We start from the raw sequence: 14962 nt of genomic DNA on the forward strand, positions 1-14962 counted from the left end.
TTGCCTACTCCCTGTTCAGGAGGCTCCATGAACCTCGATCCAACGGCGCCAGCGCTGGCTTATCAGTCCGGCTTCGGCAATGAATTCAGCAGCGAAGCGTTGCCCGGCGCACTGCCCGTCGGCCAGAATTCCCCGCAAAAAGCGCCTTACGGTCTCTACACCGAATTGTTCTCCGGCACGGCGTTCACCATGCCCCGCAGCGAAGCGCGGCGCACCTGGATGTACCGCATTCAGCCGTCGGCCAATCACCCGGCGTTCGTCAAACTGGATCGGCAACTGGCCGGCGGCCCGTTGGGTGAAGTGACCCCCAACCGTCTGCGCTGGAACCCGTTGGACATCCCGAACGAGCCAACCGATTTCATCGACGGGCTGGTGAGCATGGCCGCCAACTCGGGCGCGGAAAAACCAGCCGGGATCAGCATCTATAGCTACCGCGCCAACCGCTCCATGGAGCGCGTGTTCTTCAACGCCGACGGCGAACTGTTGCTGGTTCCTGAGCTGGGGCGCTTGCGCATCGCGACCGAATTGGGCGTGCTGGAACTGGAGCCACTGGAAATCGCCGTGCTGCCGCGCGGTCTGAAATTTCGCGTCGAGCTGCTCGACCCGCAAGCGCGCGGCTACATTGCCGAGAACCACGGCGCGCCGCTGCGCCTGCCGGACCTCGGGCCGATCGGCAGCAACGGCCTGGCCAACGCGCGGGACTTCCTGACCCCGGTCGCCCATTACGAAAACCTCAAGCAACCGACCACGCTGGTGCAGAAATTCCTCGGCCAGTTGTGGGGCTGTGAGCTCGACCATTCGCCGCTGAACGTGGTCGCCTGGCACGGCAATAACGTGCCGTACAAATATGACCTGCGTCGCTTCAACACCATCGGCACGGTCAGTTTCGATCACCCGGATCCATCGATCTTCACTGTCTTGACGTCGCCGACCAGCGTCCACGGTCTGGCCAATCTCGACTTCGTGATCTTCCCGCCACGCTGGATGGTCGCCGAGAAAACCTTCCGTCCACCGTGGTTCCACCGCAACCTGATGAACGAATTCATGGGCCTGATCAAGGGCGAGTACGACGCCAAGGCCGAAGGCTTCGTGCCCGGCGGTGCGTCCTTGCACAGTTGCATGAGCGCCCACGGCCCGGACGGCGAAACCTGCACCAAGGCGATCAACGCCGAACTCGCGCCAGCGAAAATCGACAACACCATGGCCTTCATGTTCGAGACCAGCCAGGTGCTGCGCCCGAGCCGCTTCGCCCTGGACTGCCCGCAACTGCAAAACAATTACGACGCTTGCTGGGCGACGCTGCCCGCCACTTTCGACCCGACCCGGAGATAACCCATGACTCAGACTTCCATCACTCGTAGCTGGGTTGCCTCCGCCAACGGCCATGCTGATTTCCCTCTGCAGAACCTGCCGCTGGGCGTGTTCAGCGTGAAGGGTTCGGCACCGCGCAGTGGCGTGGCCATTGGCGAACATATCTTTGATCTGGAAGCTGCACTGGACGCCGGCCTGTTCGATGGCGTCGCAAAAACTGCAGTCGAAGCCACCCGTGGCGGTCAGCTGAACGCGTTCTTTGAACTGGGTCGTGACGCTCGCGTTGCCCTGCGCGAACGCCTGCTGGAACTGTTCAAAGAAGGCAGCACCCTGCACGGCAAGATCGAAGCCCAAGGCGCAAAACTGCTGCCACTGGCGGCGAATTGCGAGATGCACCTGCCAGCGAAAATCAATGACTACACCGACTTCTACGTCGGCATAGAGCACGCGCAAAATGTCGGCAAACTGTTTCGTCCGGACAACCCATTGCTGCCGAACTACAAGTACGTGCCGATCGGTTATCACGGCCGCGCTTCGACCATTCGCCCGTCGGGCACTGACGTTCGCCGTCCGAAAGGCCAGACGTTGCCGGCCGGTCAGACCGAGCCGACTTTTGGTCCGTGCGCACGTCTGGACTATGAGCTGGAACTGGGCATCTGGATCGGCCAGGGCAACGAGATGGGCGACTCGATCGCCATCGGTGACGCTGCCGATCACATCGCCGGTTTCTGCCTGCTCAATGACTGGTCGGCGCGGGATATCCAGGCCTGGGAATACCAGCCGTTGGGGCCGTTCCTGTCGAAGAGTTTCATCACCAGCATCTCGCCGTGGGTCGTGACGGCCGAAGCGCTGGAGCCGTTCCGTCGTGCTCAACCGGCACGTCCGGAAGGCGATCCACAGCCGCTGCCGTACCTGTTCGACAAGCGCGATCAGGCCGCTGGCGCCTTCGACATCGAACTGGAAGTGCTGCTGCTCACCGAAGGTCTGCGCGAACAAAATCTGCCGGCCCATCGCCTGACCCTGAGCAACACCCAACACATGTACTGGACCGTGGCGCAAATGGTCGCGCACCACAGCGTCAACGGCTGCCAGTTGCAGGCCGGTGACTTGTTCGGTTCGGGCACCTTGTCGGGGCCGGAAAACGGTCAGTTCGGCAGCCTGCTGGAAATCACCGAGGGCGGTAAAATGCCGATCGAGCTCGCGTCCGGCGAAGTGCGTAAGTTCCTTGAGGACGGCGACGAAATCATCCTGCGGGCCCGTTGCAGCCGCGAGGGTTTTGCCTCCATCGGTTTCGGCGAATGCCGCGGCAAAGTGCTGCCTGCGCGCTAAGAGGATCGGGGCATGGAACTCTATACCTACTACCGTTCGACTTCGTCCTTTCGGGTGCGTATCGCGTTGGCGCTCAAGGGACTGGATTACCAGGCGCTGCCGATCAACCTGATCGCGCCGCCAGGTGGCGAACATCGACAGCCGCCCTATCTCGCCATTAACCCGCAAGGCCGAGTGCCGGCCTTGCGCACTGACGAAGGTGAGCTGTTGATCCAGTCGCCGGCGATCGTCGAATACCTGGAGGAACGTTATCCACAGGTGCCGCTGCTCTCCAAAGACCTCGCCGCTCGCGCCCATGAGCGTGGTGTGGCGGCGGTGATCGGCTGCGATGTGCATCCGCTGCACAACGTCAGCGTGCTCAACAAGCTGCGGCAGTTGGGGCACGATGAGCCGCAAGTGGTGGAGTGGATCGGGCACTGGATCAGCCAGGGATTGGCGACGGTGGAGCAGTTGCTCGGCGATGAGGGTTATTGCTTTGGTCCGACGCCTGGGCTGGCGGATGTTTACCTGATTCCGCAGCTGTACGCGGCCGAGCGCTTCAGCATTTCACTTGAGGCGTATCCGCGGATTCGTCGAGTGGCGGCGTTGGCGGCGACACATCCGGCGTTCATCAAGGCGCATCCGGCGAACCAGCCAGACACTCCTTGACGCCCTACACCAACCCAATGTGGGAGCGAGCTTGCTCCGGGCGGCGTTCCGACGATAGCGATCTGACTGACACATGAATGTTGGATGCACCACCGCCATCGCGAGCAAGCTTGCTCCCACAAGGGATCAGTGGACGATGGAGTTAGGCGGCAGGTGCCCTAATCGTTCAGTCAGGCGAATCCGCTGGATCGGGTCGTCACTGAGCAGTAGGGCATGCTCCAGGTCAAAGCGCTCGGCGTTCGGGCAATCCAGCCGTTGATAGAGGCTGGCCCGGGCGAGGTAGTCGGAGGCACTGGCGTTGCCCAGTTCCAGCACTCGTTCGGCGTCGATCAGGGCGCCGATGTAGTCATCGTTAGAAAGGTGTAACTGACGCAGGTTGCGCGACAGCCGCTGCAGCATTTGCACCGGTTCGGCGCTGAGCAAATGCTCGGCGCTGAGCTGCATGTTCGGGCCGTACTGGCGTTGCAGTAAATCCCGGCAGTCGTTGGGGTACAAACGACGCCCGCCGCAAGGGTCGAGCAGGTGATCGGCGCCTGGTACCCGCAGCAGGAAATGCCCGGGGAAGTTGACTCCAACCATGGGGATTTCCAGACCTTTGGCCAGTTCCAGGGCAATCAATCCCAGACTCAGCGGCTGCCCACGTCTGCGTTCCAGCACTTTATTGACCAGCGCGACTTGCGGACGCAATGGCGTGGAGTCGTCCTGAGCAAATCCCAAGTCATTCATACGCCGTAACAACGGCTGGGCCAACTCGCTCACCGGCAACATCGGCAAGCCATAACTGACCCGTTGTTGCAGGTCCTTGAAATCGTGCAGCACCGCCTCGGGATTGACCTCACTGTCGTGTTCGGCGGCAATCCACAGCGCCGCCTCGAACAGCGCGGGCGGTGAACGTTGCAGACAGTCGAAAAAACGTTGGCGGGGGGTCATCAAAATCTCCGGGTAATGCCTCGTTTTAGACCCGTCTCAGGCATTCGTCCAGTGCCGAACATAGGCGGTAACAGGTTATGTCCGAAAGTCTGCTTGGCGGCGTCGCTTATTCCGGTGCGCTTCTGCAATTTTCGGGCGCAAGCCTATACTGGCGACTACAAGAAGTGATTCGGGAGCCCTACGATGTTCGCTCTCATGCAAAGCACTCGCCTTGAATCCCTGCATCTGAGCGTTGACTCGGTCACCGGGTTGAAGGCGGTCATTGCCATTCATAACAGCCGTCTGGGGCCTGCCTTGGGCGGGTGTCGTTACCTTGCCTATCCCAGCGACGAGTCCGCCGTCGAGGATGCGGTGCGCCTCGCCCAAGGCATGAGTTACAAGGCGGCGCTGGCCGGCCTGGCTCAGGGCGGCGGCGTGGCGGTGATTGTTCGCCCGGTCCATGTGGAAAACCGCGCCGCGCTATTCGAAGCCTTCGGGCGTTGCATCAATCAGCTCGACGGCCGCTACATCACCGCCATCGACAGTGGCACCTCGGTGGCGGACATGGATTGCATCGCCCAACAGACCCAACACGTCACCAGCACCACCTCGGCGGGCGACCCTGCACCGCACGCGGCGATGGGCGTGTTCACCGGTATTCGTGCCACCGCCATGGCCCGGCTGGGCAGCGATAACCTCGAAGGCCTGCGAGTGGCGATTCAAGGGCTCGGCAACGTTGGCTATGCCCTCGCCGAACAACTGCATGCCGCCGGTGCCGAACTGCTGGTCAGTGACATCGATCACGGCAAGGTCCAACTAGCGATGGAGCAACTTGGCGCTCACCCAATCGCAAACGACGCACTGCTCAGCACCCCTTGTGACATTCTCGCGCCCTGCGGCCTCGGTGGCGTGCTCAACAGCCACAGCGTGACGCAACTGCGCTGCGCAGCGGTGGCCGGTTCGGCGAACAACCAACTGACCCATCTGGAAGTCGCTGATCAACTGGAGCGGCGGGGCATTCTGTATGCGCCGGATTACGTGATCAATTCCGGCGGGCTGATCTACGTTTCGCTCAAGCACCGCGGCGAAGAGCTATCGACCATCACCGCACACCTGTCGAAAATCAGCTCCCGGCTGACCGAAGTCTTCGCCCATGCCCAAGCGGAAAAACGCTCGCCGGCCCGAGTGGCTGACGAGTTGGCGGAGAAAGTGCTGTATCGATGAGGTTGAACCGATGAAGGAGTGAGGGCCTATCCGGCAGACTTGCTCCCAAGGCCTGGCGCCACAAGCGTCAGGCTTGACTGACGCACGCTGACGCGGCGTGCCAGGAGCCCCTGTGATGCCTCACAAGGTTGAGCTGCCTTACACCCGATTTTTATCCCCTGACGGCCAATTGCTCGGCGAACTTCCTGCCTGGGCCGACGATTTCAATTTGCTGACGCGCCTTTATCGGCAGATGGTCCTGACCCGCCTTTTCGATCAGAAAGCTGTCGCCCTGCAACGCACCGGGCGCATCGGCACTTATGCGCCGACGTTGGGCCAGGAAGCCATTGGCGTCGCCGTCGGCAGCGTGATGCACGCCGAAGACGTGCTGATTCCGTATTACCGTGACACCGCCGTGCAGTTGATGCGCGGGGTACGCATGGAAGAAATCCTCCTGTACTGGGGCGGTGACGAGCGCGGCAGCGACTTTGTCGAACCGGCGGCGGCCCAGGACTTTCCGATCTGTGTGCCGATTGCCACCCAGGCCTTGCATGCCTGCGGCGTTGCCAGTGCATTCAAAATCCGCGGCGAACATCGGGTCGCCGTCACCACCTGCGGCGATGGCGCCACCAGCAAAGGCGATTTCCTCGAAGCCCTCAACGTCGCCGGTGCCTGGCAATTGCCGGTGGTGTTCGTGGTCAATAACAACCAATGGGCGATCTCGGTGCCACGACGGATTCAGTGCGGCGCCCCGACGCTGGCACAGAAAGCGATCGGTGCCGGGTTCCACGGTGAGCAGGTCGACGGCAATGACATGCTCGCGGTTTACGACCGAGTGCAAGTGGCCCTCGAACGGGCGCGTCACGGTAAAGGCCCAGTGTTGCTGGAATGCCTGAGCTATCGCCTCGGCGACCACACCACCGCCGACGATGCCACACGATACCGGCCGGCGGACGAGGTCAAGCAGGCCTGGCTCGAAGAGCCGGTCAAACGCTTGCAACGTTTCATGGTCGGCCAGGGTGTGTGGGACGAAGGGCGAGAACAGGCGGTGATCAGCGAATGCCAGGGCTTGGTGCAGCGTGCTGTGGATAACTTCGAAGCGGCGGGTACTCAGGCGCCGGAATCGGTCATGGATTACGTCTACGCCCAATGGCCGGCGTCCCTCGCCGGGCAGCGTGAAGAGTTGCTCGAAAGGGCGGCGCGCCGCGCGGGAGATTCGAGCCATGAGTAACGGCAAAGTCACGTTGCTGGACGCGGTGAACCTCGCGCTGCATCGGGCGATGAGCGAAGACGAGAACGTCATCGTCCTCGGTGAGGATGTCGGAGTGAACGGCGGCGTATTTCGCGCCACCCAAGGGCTGCGCGACAGCTTTGGCTTCAAGCGAGTCATCGACTCGCCGCTGGCGGAAACCATGCTCGGCGGACTGGTGGTCGGCATGGCCGCGCAGGGCCTGAAACCGGTGGTGGAAATCCAGTTCATGGGTTTCATCTACGCCGCCATGGAACACCTGGTTTCCCACGCCAGCCGCATGCGTAATCGCACGCGCGGGCGGATCACTTGCCCGATGGTGATGCGCACGCCGATGGGCGCAGGGATTCGCGCGCCGGAACATCACAGCGAAAGCACTGAAGCCTTATTCGCGCACATTCCAGGGCTGCGGGTGGTGATCCCGTCATCGCCGGCCCGGGCCTATGGTTTGTTACTGGCGGCCATCGATGACCCGGACCCGGTGGTGTTTCTCGAACCGACCCGGCTCTATCGCATGAACCCGCAAACGCTGGTGGATGACGGTAAACGCCTGCCGCTGGACAGCTGTTTCACCCTGCGCGAAGGCAGCGACATCACGCTGATCAGCTGGGGCGCCAGTGTGATGGAAACCCTGCAAGCCGCCACCGCATTGGCCGAGCAGGGCGTCTCGGCGGAAGTGATCGATGTCGCGAGTATCAAGCCGCTGGACCTCGACACTTTGGAAGCCTCGGTGCGCAAGACCGGTCGCTGTGTGATCGTCCACGAGGCGCCGCGTTCCTGTGGCGTCGGTGCGGAAATCGCCGCTAGCCTCTATGAGCGGGTGTTGCTGGAATTGCAGGCACCGATCCAGCGGGTTACCGCGCCGGACATTCCGCCGCCGCTGTATCGACTGGAATCGCTCTATATGCCCAACGTCGAGGACATTCTTCAGGCCTGTGACAACGTTCTTCACTTCGCCTGAACCCAAGGAGGCTGCGATGAAATATTTCAAACTGCCGGATCTGGGCGAAGGTTTGCAGGAGGCGGAAATCGTCCGCTGGCACGTCGCAGTCGGCGATACCGTCAAGGCCGATCAACTGCTGGTGTCGGTGGAAACCGCCAAAGCCTTGGTGGAAATTCCCGCGCCGTATGACGGCGTGGTGGCAAAACTCTACGGCGGCGAGGGCGACATCATTCACGTCGGTGAACCCTTGCTCGGCTACGAAGGCGAAGCCGATGCGGGCACCGTAGTGGGGCGACTCGAAGGCGGCGGCAGCAGTCAGGAGGATTCGTTTTTTATCGGTGCCGCACCTTCGACCCGCGAGCATCTGGCGACCCGTGCTACGCCGGCCGTACGGCAACTGGCCCGGCAACTCGGCGTGGAGTTGAGCGGGTTGACGGGCTCCGGCCACGAGGGGCAGATCACCCGCACGGATGTGGAAAACGCGGCTCAAACTGAACTGGATCGCTTCGGCGGCGAACGGTTGCGCGGTGTGCGGCGCAGCATGGCGCTGAATATGGCCCGGTCCCACGCCGAAGTCGTACCGGTGACGATTTTCGGTGACGCCGACTTGCATCGCTGGGGGCAGGCACGCGAACCGTTGATTCGTCTCGCCAAAGCGATGGCGGCCGCGTGCGCCGTGGAGCCGGTGCTCAACAGTGCCTTCGATGGCAAAAGCCTCTCGCTCAAACAACACGAACGGCTCGATTTGGGTATCGCCGTGGACACCCCGGACGGCCTGTTCGTGCCAGTGCTGCGCGATGTCGGTCATCGCACCCCGGCTGACTTGAAGGAAGGCGTCATGCGATTAAGGGCCGACGTGCAGGCGCGATCGATTCCGCCCAAGGAAATGATGGGGGCGACCCTGACGTTGTCGAATTTCGGCACCTTGTTCGGCCGCTACGCCAACCCGGTGGTGGTGCCGCCTCAAGTGGCAATCCTCGCCGCTGGCGCGATTCGCGACGAACCGGTGGCGGTTGACGGCGCGGTGGTGGCGCATCCGGTCCTGCCGCTGTCCCTGACCTTCGATCATCGCGTGGTGACCGGGGGCGAGGCGGCGCGTTTCTTCAAGGCGCTGGTTGAGGCGCTGGAACAACCCGAAGCTTAAGTTTTTCGCAGGCATGAAAAAGGCCCTGAGCCATTTGACTCAGGGCCTATTCAATTCGGGCGTTGCTTACTTGGCAGCCTTGGGGGCTTTAGCTGGCTTGGTCGGCTCAGCGACTTCAACAGGTGCAGGCGCCTCAACGGGGGCAGCCTTTTCAACGACTTCAGCAGGCGCATTGAGCAATTCGGACAACGCGTCCGGCTGGCTCTTGAACGCCTTGGCGAACACATCGCGGTTCTTCGCCATGTAGATCCCGGCTTCTTCCACTTGCTGTTCGGTCAGGGACGGAACGGCTTTCTGCAACACTTCAGCCAGCAACTCGGCCAGTTCGAGCATTTTGTCATGACGGTCAGCTTCGGCTTTATCCATGAACAAGCGCTCCAGATCTCGGCTGCTGCGGTATACCACTTCGACGGCCATTCACCACCTCACATGCCTTCACATTAAGTTGTCTTATTCGAGCACTGTATTTATATACAGCGAAAAGGATAAGCGAATCCCTGCGCTTTGGGTAGTGGCTTTTTAATGTAGACCGAAATCAGGGTTTGTGAGGTGCAGGTGCGACCAAACGCCACGGAGCGCGTTTTAGAGCACCTCGCCATCATGTGGCAGGCGCCTCTGGCCTTTTTTCTGCATGCAGAACAACCGTCACGTCAAACCCGCATCATCCGCTCGAACCGAGCTAAGGAAGAATCATCGTGAAAATCAACTGGGCCGAGAACCTGCGGCAGAACGTGCACCAACTGGCCGAGTCCTTGGGCAACCTGTTCGTCGAGACCTTCCATTACCTGGCGCTCTTCGCCATCGGTGCAGTCACCGCGTGGGCGGCGGTGATGGAATTTCTGGGGATGATCGAAGAAGGGCACATCAAGATCGATGACATCTTGTTGCTGTTCATCTACCTGGAACTGGGGGCGATGGTCGGGATTTATTTCAAGACCAACCACATGCCGGTGCGTTTCCTGATCTACGTGGCGATCACTGCGCTGACGCGGCTGCTGATCTCTAACGTCTCGCACCACAACCCGCCGGATATCGGCATCATCTACCTGTGCGGCGGGATTCTGCTGCTGGCGTTTGCGATTCTGGTGGTGCGTTACGCCTCGTCGCAATTCCCTTCGGTGAAGATCGAACACCCGCAACGCAAGATCGGTGCGGGTTCCGGTGAGCATCCTGAAGTGGAGAAGGGCGAGCTTTAAAGCCGCATGGCTGGTCGGCTGTGGCCCTTGACGCGTGGCGGCGGCAGGTTGCAATTGTCGCCGTCGGTCATGGCTTCGAGGATGGCCACGGCGCTGTGGCCCTGTTCGATGGCGATGCCGAATTGAATGCTTTGCACCAGGCGTTTGAGGCGCTGGGGGTCATTGCGTTGTTCGGCGCTGATCATCCGTTTGGCGACCACGTGACCGCTGTTGGACAGGGTCAGCATGATGGCGCCATCCAGACCCTGAATGCTCAGGTTGATCTGATAATCCGCTGCAAAAGCATCGGTAATGAGCTGAAAAGGGTTGTCCATGATGCGTCACCGCCTGATTGAACGTGCAGTTGTTGACCGGCCATGATCGGGTTGGTTCGCAATACCAGACCATCGGCAGGCCGTTCGCTGAGATTTTAAAAAGTCCTTTTTGCCTCAGCAGTGACGTAGCAAGTGGCATGCCGGAAAAATTGTCGAACAATAGACACGGCAAAAAAGAGGCGGGCTCTGAGGCCCGCCTTCTTTTTGCCTGCCCGTTTCAGGGCATGAATGAGTAGATGATCGCAGACAGTGCAATCAAACCGATCAACACCACGAACACGTTCGAGGCCTGACCCGAGTACTGGCGCAAGGCCGGCACGCGGCGGATGGCGTACATCGGCATCAGGAACAACAGGCACGCGATGATCGGCCCGCCGAGGGTTTCGATCATGCCGAGGATGCTCGGGTTGAACGTCGCCACGGCCCAGCAGCTGAGGATCATGAACAGCGCGGTCACGCGGTTCAGCCAGCTCGCCGACATCACCCGGCCACGACCGCGCAGGCTTTTCACGATCAGGCCCTGAAAGCCTTCGCTGGCGCCGATGTAATGGCCGAGGAAGGACTTGGTGATTGCCACCAGCGCAATCAGAGGCGCGGCGTAAGCGATTACCGGGGTCTGGAAGTGGTTGGCCAGGTACGACAGGATCGAGATGTTCTGCGCCTTCGCCGCCGCCAAATCAGCCGGGGACAGGGCCAGTACGCAGCTGAAGCAGAAGAACATCACCGTCACCACCATCATCGCGTGGGCGATGGCGAGGATGCCGCCGCTTTTGCGTTCGGCCTGTTCGCCGTAACGCTGTTTCTGATCGACGGAGAAGGCGGAGATGATCGGCGAATGGTTGAACGAGAACACCATCACCGGGATTGCCAGCCACAAGGTCTTGAAGAACAGCGGCATGGCCATGCCTTCACTGGCGGTGGCGAAGAATGCACCGTTCCAGTTTGGGATCAGGCTGAAACCGAGCAGCAGCAACGCCGCGACAAACGGGTAAACCAGCACGCTCATGCATTTGACGATGACACCCTGGCCGCAACGGACGATTGCCATCAGACCGAGGATCAGCACCAGCGACAGAATCGCCCGTGGTGGCGGGGCGATGTGCAACTGATGCTCCATGAAGCTGCTCAAGGTGTTGGTCAGCGCCACGCTGTACACCAGCAGAATCGGAAAGATCGCGAAGAAATACAGCAGCGTGATCAGCTTGCCGGCGCCGATGCCAAAGTGTTCTTCCACGACCTCGGTGATGTCCCCGGAACGCCCGGACAACACGAAGCGGGTCAGGCCGCGGTGGGCGAAGAAGGTCATCGGGAAGGCCAGCACTGCCAGGATGAGCAGCGGCCAGAAACCGCCTACGCCGGCGTTGATCGGCAGGAAAAGCGTGCCGGCGCCGATGGCTGTGCCATAGAGGCCGAGCATCCAGGTGGTGTCGTGTTTACTCCAGCCTTTGTGGGTTATTTCGCTATTGCGTGTCAGGTCTACAGCAGGATTATCGGCAGCAGGTGTACGTACATCGGTCATCGTTTGGCCTCGTTATTGTTCTTGCTCGGGCTCACGTGTTGCAGGCGGTCAGGGAATGCTCCTCAGCACTCCACCCAGCTCACCGCCAGGCCGCCCCGTGAAGTCTCTTTGTATTTGTCATGCATGTCGGCGCCGGTATCGCGCATGGTGCGGATGACCCGGTCCAGGGAAATGAAGTGTTTGCCGTCGCCGCGCAGGGCCATTTGCGTGGCGTTGATCGCCTTCACGGCCGCGATGGCGTTGCGCTCGATGCACGGCACTTGCACCAGGCCACCGACCGGGTCGCAGGTCAGGCCGAGGTTGTGTTCCAGGCCGATTTCGGCGGCGTTTTCCAGTTGCTCGGGCGTGGCGCCGAGCACGTCCGCCAGACCGGCAGCTGCCATGGCGCAGGCGGAGCCGACTTCACCCTGACAGCCAACTTCGGCGCCGGAGATAGACGCGTTTTTCTTGCAGAGAATGCCTACGGCTGCAGCGCCCAAAAAGAACGCCACCACGTCATCGTCCGACGCGTCCGGGTTGAATTTCATGTAGTAGTGCAGCACCGCCGGAATGATCCCCGCCGCGCCGTTGGTCGGCGCCGTGACCATGCGCCCGCCGGCCGCGTTTTCTTCGTTCACGGCGAGGGCAAACAGGTTGACCCACTCCATGGCCGACAGCGTGGAGGTGATGACATTCGGCTTGCCGATTTCCAGCAGGCTGCGGTGCAATTTCGCCGCGCGACGGGGAACATTCAGACCGCCGGGCAGGATGCCTTCATGGCGCAACCCTTGCTCGACGCATTCGCGCATCACAGACCAGATGTGCAGCAGGCCCTGACGGATTTCGGCTTCGCTGCGCCAGGCCAATTCGTTGGCCATCATCAACTCGGAAACGCGCAGGCCATGCAAGTTGCAGAGCTTGAGTAATTCGGCGGCGCTGGAAAAATCGTACGGCAGCACCACGTCGCTGGTTGGCGCGATACCGGACTCGGCTTCGGCCGCTTCGATGATGAAACCGCCACCGATCGAGTAGTACGTTTGCTCCGACAACTCACCGGTTTCGCCGAAGGCTGTCAGGGACATCGCATTGGGGTGGTAGGGCAGGCTCTCGTCGAGCAGCAGGAGATCGTGTTGCCAGTTGAAGGCGATGGTGGTTTTGCCTGCCAGAGACAGTTCGCCGGTTTCGCGCAGGGTCTGGATTCGACTGTCGATAGACGTGGGATCGATGCTGTCCGGCCACTCGCCCATCAGGCCCATGACGCAGGCGCGATCGGTGGCGTGACCGACGCCGGTCGCCGACAGCGAGCCATAAAGCCGGATTTCTACGCGCCGTACGTCGGCCAGCAATTGTTGGTCAATCAGGGCTTGGGCGAAGGTCGCGGCGGCGCGCATCGGGCCGACGGTGTGGGAACTGGACGGACCGATGCCGACTTTGAAGAGATCGAAAACACTGATAGCCATGCTAAAGCCTATACAAGCAATGGAAGAGGAATCGCTGCCATTTTTGTAGGACAAGCGCAATGTCGGCGATACTGCCTACCTCGGTCCTACGTGACCAACGAAACTTCCTAAGACAGCCTTTAGCAGGACTAAACAATGAGTCGCCAATTGCACGCCCAGACTTACGTCTGGCTGCACGTGTTTTCCTGTGCCGCGCGGCACTTGTCGTTCACCCGATGCGCCGAAGAACTGCACATCACGCCGGGTGCGGTCAGCCAGCAGATTCGACAACTGGAAGAGCGACTGGGCTTTCGCCTGTTTCATCGTCGCGCTCGCGGTGTGGAACTGAGCGCCGAAGGCCAGCGACTGGCCATCACGGTCAACGAGGCTTACGGCAGCATCGATGCGGAATTGCGACGACTGGACGCCGGAATGATCAGCGGGATTCTGCGGGTACGTTCGATTCCGTCGTTCCTCAGCAAATGGTTGACCCCACGTCTGCCACGTTTGCAGCAGCGATTCCCGGACATTCAGTTACGCCTGGTGGCCGAGGACAGCAGCGTGCCATTGCACGAAGGTGACTTCGACCTGGCCATCGACCTGAATGACGGCAGCTATCCCGGTTTGTTATCCACAACCTTGCTCGACGAACAGATATTTCCGGTCTGTGCCCCAAGCCTGCTGCGCGGTCGGCCGCCGCTGCATGGCCCGGCGGACCTGATGCATTTCCCGTTGCTGCACGACATCACCGCCTGGCGCGGCAGTTACGAGTACGCGGAATGGGAGTTCTACCTCAACGCCATCGGCTTCGAAGGTGCGGACGTGCGGCGCGGGCACACCTTCAATCGCAATCACCTGACCATCGAAGCGGCGATTGCCGGCATGGGCGTGGCGATTGCGCGGCGAACGTTGCTGAACGATGAGCTGGAGCGGGGGACGTTGATCGTGCCGTTTGGCCTGGCGGTGCCCAATCACAAGCGGTACGTACTGCTCTATGCGCCGGGGGCGCTGAGCCATCCGGGCGTGCGCGCGGTGCATGACTGGCTGGTGGAGGAGGCGGGGATATTTCGAAGCCTGCATCCGCTGGCGGAGCGGCAGATGTGAGCAATTGTGACAAAAGAGTCAGGCGACCCAACTCCCGACCTTAACAGCGCTTTTGCTCCTTGTCCGGCTTTTTTTGCGTATGAAAATTTATCTTTTTTTAGGGGTTGAATTGTTCTGCGAGCAGACCGATTGTGTAACCAAGAGGTCACGGTGATGAAGCCCAAGGGCCAGCCGAAGGGCCTCTCGCGAGCTAGCTGAAATAAGGGATGAACTATGCAAATCCAAGTCAACAGCGATAACCATATTCAAAGCAGCATCCGACTGGAGGAGTGGGTACGTACTACCATTGAGAGCACGCTCGAACGTTATGAAGAGGACCTGACACGCGTCGAGGTTCATCTGCGGGACGAGAACGGCGACAAGCCCGGTCCCCATGACATGCGCTGTCAGCTGGAAGCGCGGCCAAAAGGCCACCAACCGATTTCTGTCACCCACAAAGCCGCAAACCTGGAACTGGCGATCGACGGTGCGGCCGAAAAACTTGAACATGCGCTTGAGCACCTGTTCGGCAAACTGCGGGGCAAACCACGTGCCGCTGTGGTGCCGTTCGAAAGAGTCGCAGCCGATGCGCTGCTGGAAGACGAGTTTCTCGAGAACGAACAGGCTGCGCAAAACGGTTGAAGCCTGATTAATTTTTTACCTTTCCACTACTGAAAACGGGCCTGCTTATGCAGG

Annotated in this window: 14 protein-coding genes and 1 pseudogene; 10 read left to right on the forward strand and 5 right to left on the reverse strand. The window is 60.8% G+C overall.

Annotation, left to right across the window (positions count from 1 at the left end; genetic code table 11):
- Nucleotides 1-27: 27 nt before the first annotated feature.
- The 3 genes from hmgA to maiA are packed head-to-tail and all read left to right on the forward strand — an operon-like array spanning nt 28 to nt 3288.
- Complete coding sequence (gene hmgA, locus ACMXYI_RS11535) at nt 28-1332, forward strand: homogentisate 1,2-dioxygenase (RefSeq protein ID WP_415773287.1); 1305 nt, start codon at nt 28-30, stop codon at nt 1330-1332.
- A gap of 3 nt (nt 1333-1335) precedes the next feature.
- Nucleotides 1336-2640 carry a fumarylacetoacetase gene (fahA, locus tag ACMXYI_RS11540; protein ID WP_415773288.1) on the forward strand — a complete coding sequence of 435 codons (1305 nt, stop codon included), beginning with the start codon at nt 1336-1338 and terminating at the stop codon, nt 2638-2640.
- Between the two features lie 12 nt (nt 2641-2652).
- The gene (gene maiA, locus ACMXYI_RS11545) at nt 2653-3288 is read left to right on the forward strand and encodes a maleylacetoacetate isomerase (protein ID WP_415773289.1); all 636 of its coding nucleotides are present in this window, start codon (nt 2653-2655) and stop codon (nt 3286-3288) included.
- A gap of 126 nt (nt 3289-3414) precedes the next feature.
- Here maiA and ACMXYI_RS11550 read toward each other — a convergent pair whose 3' ends face one another.
- A complete protein-coding gene (locus ACMXYI_RS11550) occupies nt 3415-4218 on the reverse strand; it encodes a SirB1 family protein (RefSeq protein ID WP_415773290.1) in 804 nt (267 codons plus the stop codon).
- A 183-nt stretch (nt 4219-4401) separates the two neighbouring features.
- Here ACMXYI_RS11550 and ACMXYI_RS11555 point away from each other — a divergent pair, with 183 nt between their 5' ends.
- The 4 genes from ACMXYI_RS11555 (at nt 4402) to ACMXYI_RS11570 (ending at nt 8736) form a co-directional block, all read left to right on the forward strand.
- Nucleotides 4402-5421, forward strand: coding sequence for a Glu/Leu/Phe/Val dehydrogenase family protein (locus tag ACMXYI_RS11555; RefSeq protein WP_056743244.1), 1020 nt, complete (start codon nt 4402-4404; stop codon nt 5419-5421).
- 115 nt (nt 5422-5536) lie between these two features.
- Nucleotides 5537-6631: a pyruvate dehydrogenase (acetyl-transferring) E1 component subunit alpha gene (gene pdhA, locus ACMXYI_RS11560; protein ID WP_415773291.1), complete on the forward strand. Its 1095-nt coding sequence runs from the start codon at nt 5537-5539 to the stop codon at nt 6629-6631.
- A complete protein-coding gene (locus tag ACMXYI_RS11565) occupies nt 6624-7610 on the forward strand; it encodes an alpha-ketoacid dehydrogenase subunit beta (protein ID WP_415773292.1) in 987 nt (328 codons plus the stop codon). The genes pdhA and ACMXYI_RS11565 overlap by 8 nt, the downstream gene beginning before the upstream one ends.
- A gap of 16 nt (nt 7611-7626) precedes the next feature.
- On the forward strand, nt 7627-8736 hold the full coding sequence (locus ACMXYI_RS11570; RefSeq protein WP_415773293.1) for a dihydrolipoamide acetyltransferase family protein: 1110 nt from the start codon (nt 7627-7629) through the stop codon (nt 8734-8736).
- A 162-nt stretch (nt 8737-8898) separates the two neighbouring features.
- Here the strand turns inward: ACMXYI_RS11570 and ACMXYI_RS11575 are convergent.
- Nucleotides 8899-9153, reverse strand: a pseudogene (locus ACMXYI_RS11575) (YebG family protein); the annotation flags it as partial.
- Nucleotides 9154-9431: 278 nt separating this feature from the next.
- On the opposite strand from ACMXYI_RS11575, the gene ACMXYI_RS11580 reads away from it, so the two are divergent.
- Nucleotides 9432-9932, forward strand: coding sequence for a phosphate-starvation-inducible protein PsiE (locus ACMXYI_RS11580; RefSeq protein ID WP_415773294.1), 501 nt, complete (start codon nt 9432-9434; stop codon nt 9930-9932).
- Here ACMXYI_RS11580 and ACMXYI_RS11585 read toward each other — a convergent pair.
- From ACMXYI_RS11585 to ACMXYI_RS11595, 3 genes are all read right to left on the reverse strand, one after another.
- On the reverse strand, nt 9929-10246 hold the full coding sequence (locus ACMXYI_RS11585) for a DUF3509 domain-containing protein (protein WP_415773295.1): 318 nt from the start codon (nt 10244-10246) through the stop codon (nt 9929-9931). The two genes, ACMXYI_RS11580 and ACMXYI_RS11585, sit on opposite strands and share 4 nt — an antisense overlap.
- A gap of 217 nt (nt 10247-10463) precedes the next feature.
- Nucleotides 10464-11765: an HAAAP family serine/threonine permease gene (locus ACMXYI_RS11590; RefSeq protein ID WP_415773296.1), complete on the reverse strand. Its 1302-nt coding sequence runs from the start codon at nt 11763-11765 to the stop codon at nt 10464-10466.
- Between the two features lie 62 nt (nt 11766-11827).
- Nucleotides 11828-13204: an L-serine ammonia-lyase gene (locus ACMXYI_RS11595; RefSeq protein ID WP_415773297.1), complete on the reverse strand. Its 1377-nt coding sequence runs from the start codon at nt 13202-13204 to the stop codon at nt 11828-11830.
- A 135-nt stretch (nt 13205-13339) separates the two neighbouring features.
- Between ACMXYI_RS11595 and ACMXYI_RS11600 the strand changes: the two genes are divergently transcribed.
- Both ACMXYI_RS11600 and ACMXYI_RS11605 read left to right on the forward strand, forming a co-directional pair.
- The gene (locus ACMXYI_RS11600) at nt 13340-14287 is read left to right on the forward strand and encodes a LysR substrate-binding domain-containing protein (RefSeq protein ID WP_008150625.1); all 948 of its coding nucleotides are present in this window, start codon (nt 13340-13342) and stop codon (nt 14285-14287) included.
- Nucleotides 14288-14500: 213 nt separating this feature from the next.
- The gene (locus ACMXYI_RS11605; RefSeq protein WP_008150614.1) at nt 14501-14908 is read left to right on the forward strand and encodes an HPF/RaiA family ribosome-associated protein; all 408 of its coding nucleotides are present in this window, start codon (nt 14501-14503) and stop codon (nt 14906-14908) included.
- Nucleotides 14909-14962 lie beyond the last annotated feature (54 nt).

It is taken from the genome of Pseudomonas lyxosi (genome assembly GCF_047758685.1).
Taxonomy (GTDB): Bacteria; Pseudomonadota; Gammaproteobacteria; order Pseudomonadales; family Pseudomonadaceae; genus Aquipseudomonas; species Aquipseudomonas lyxosi.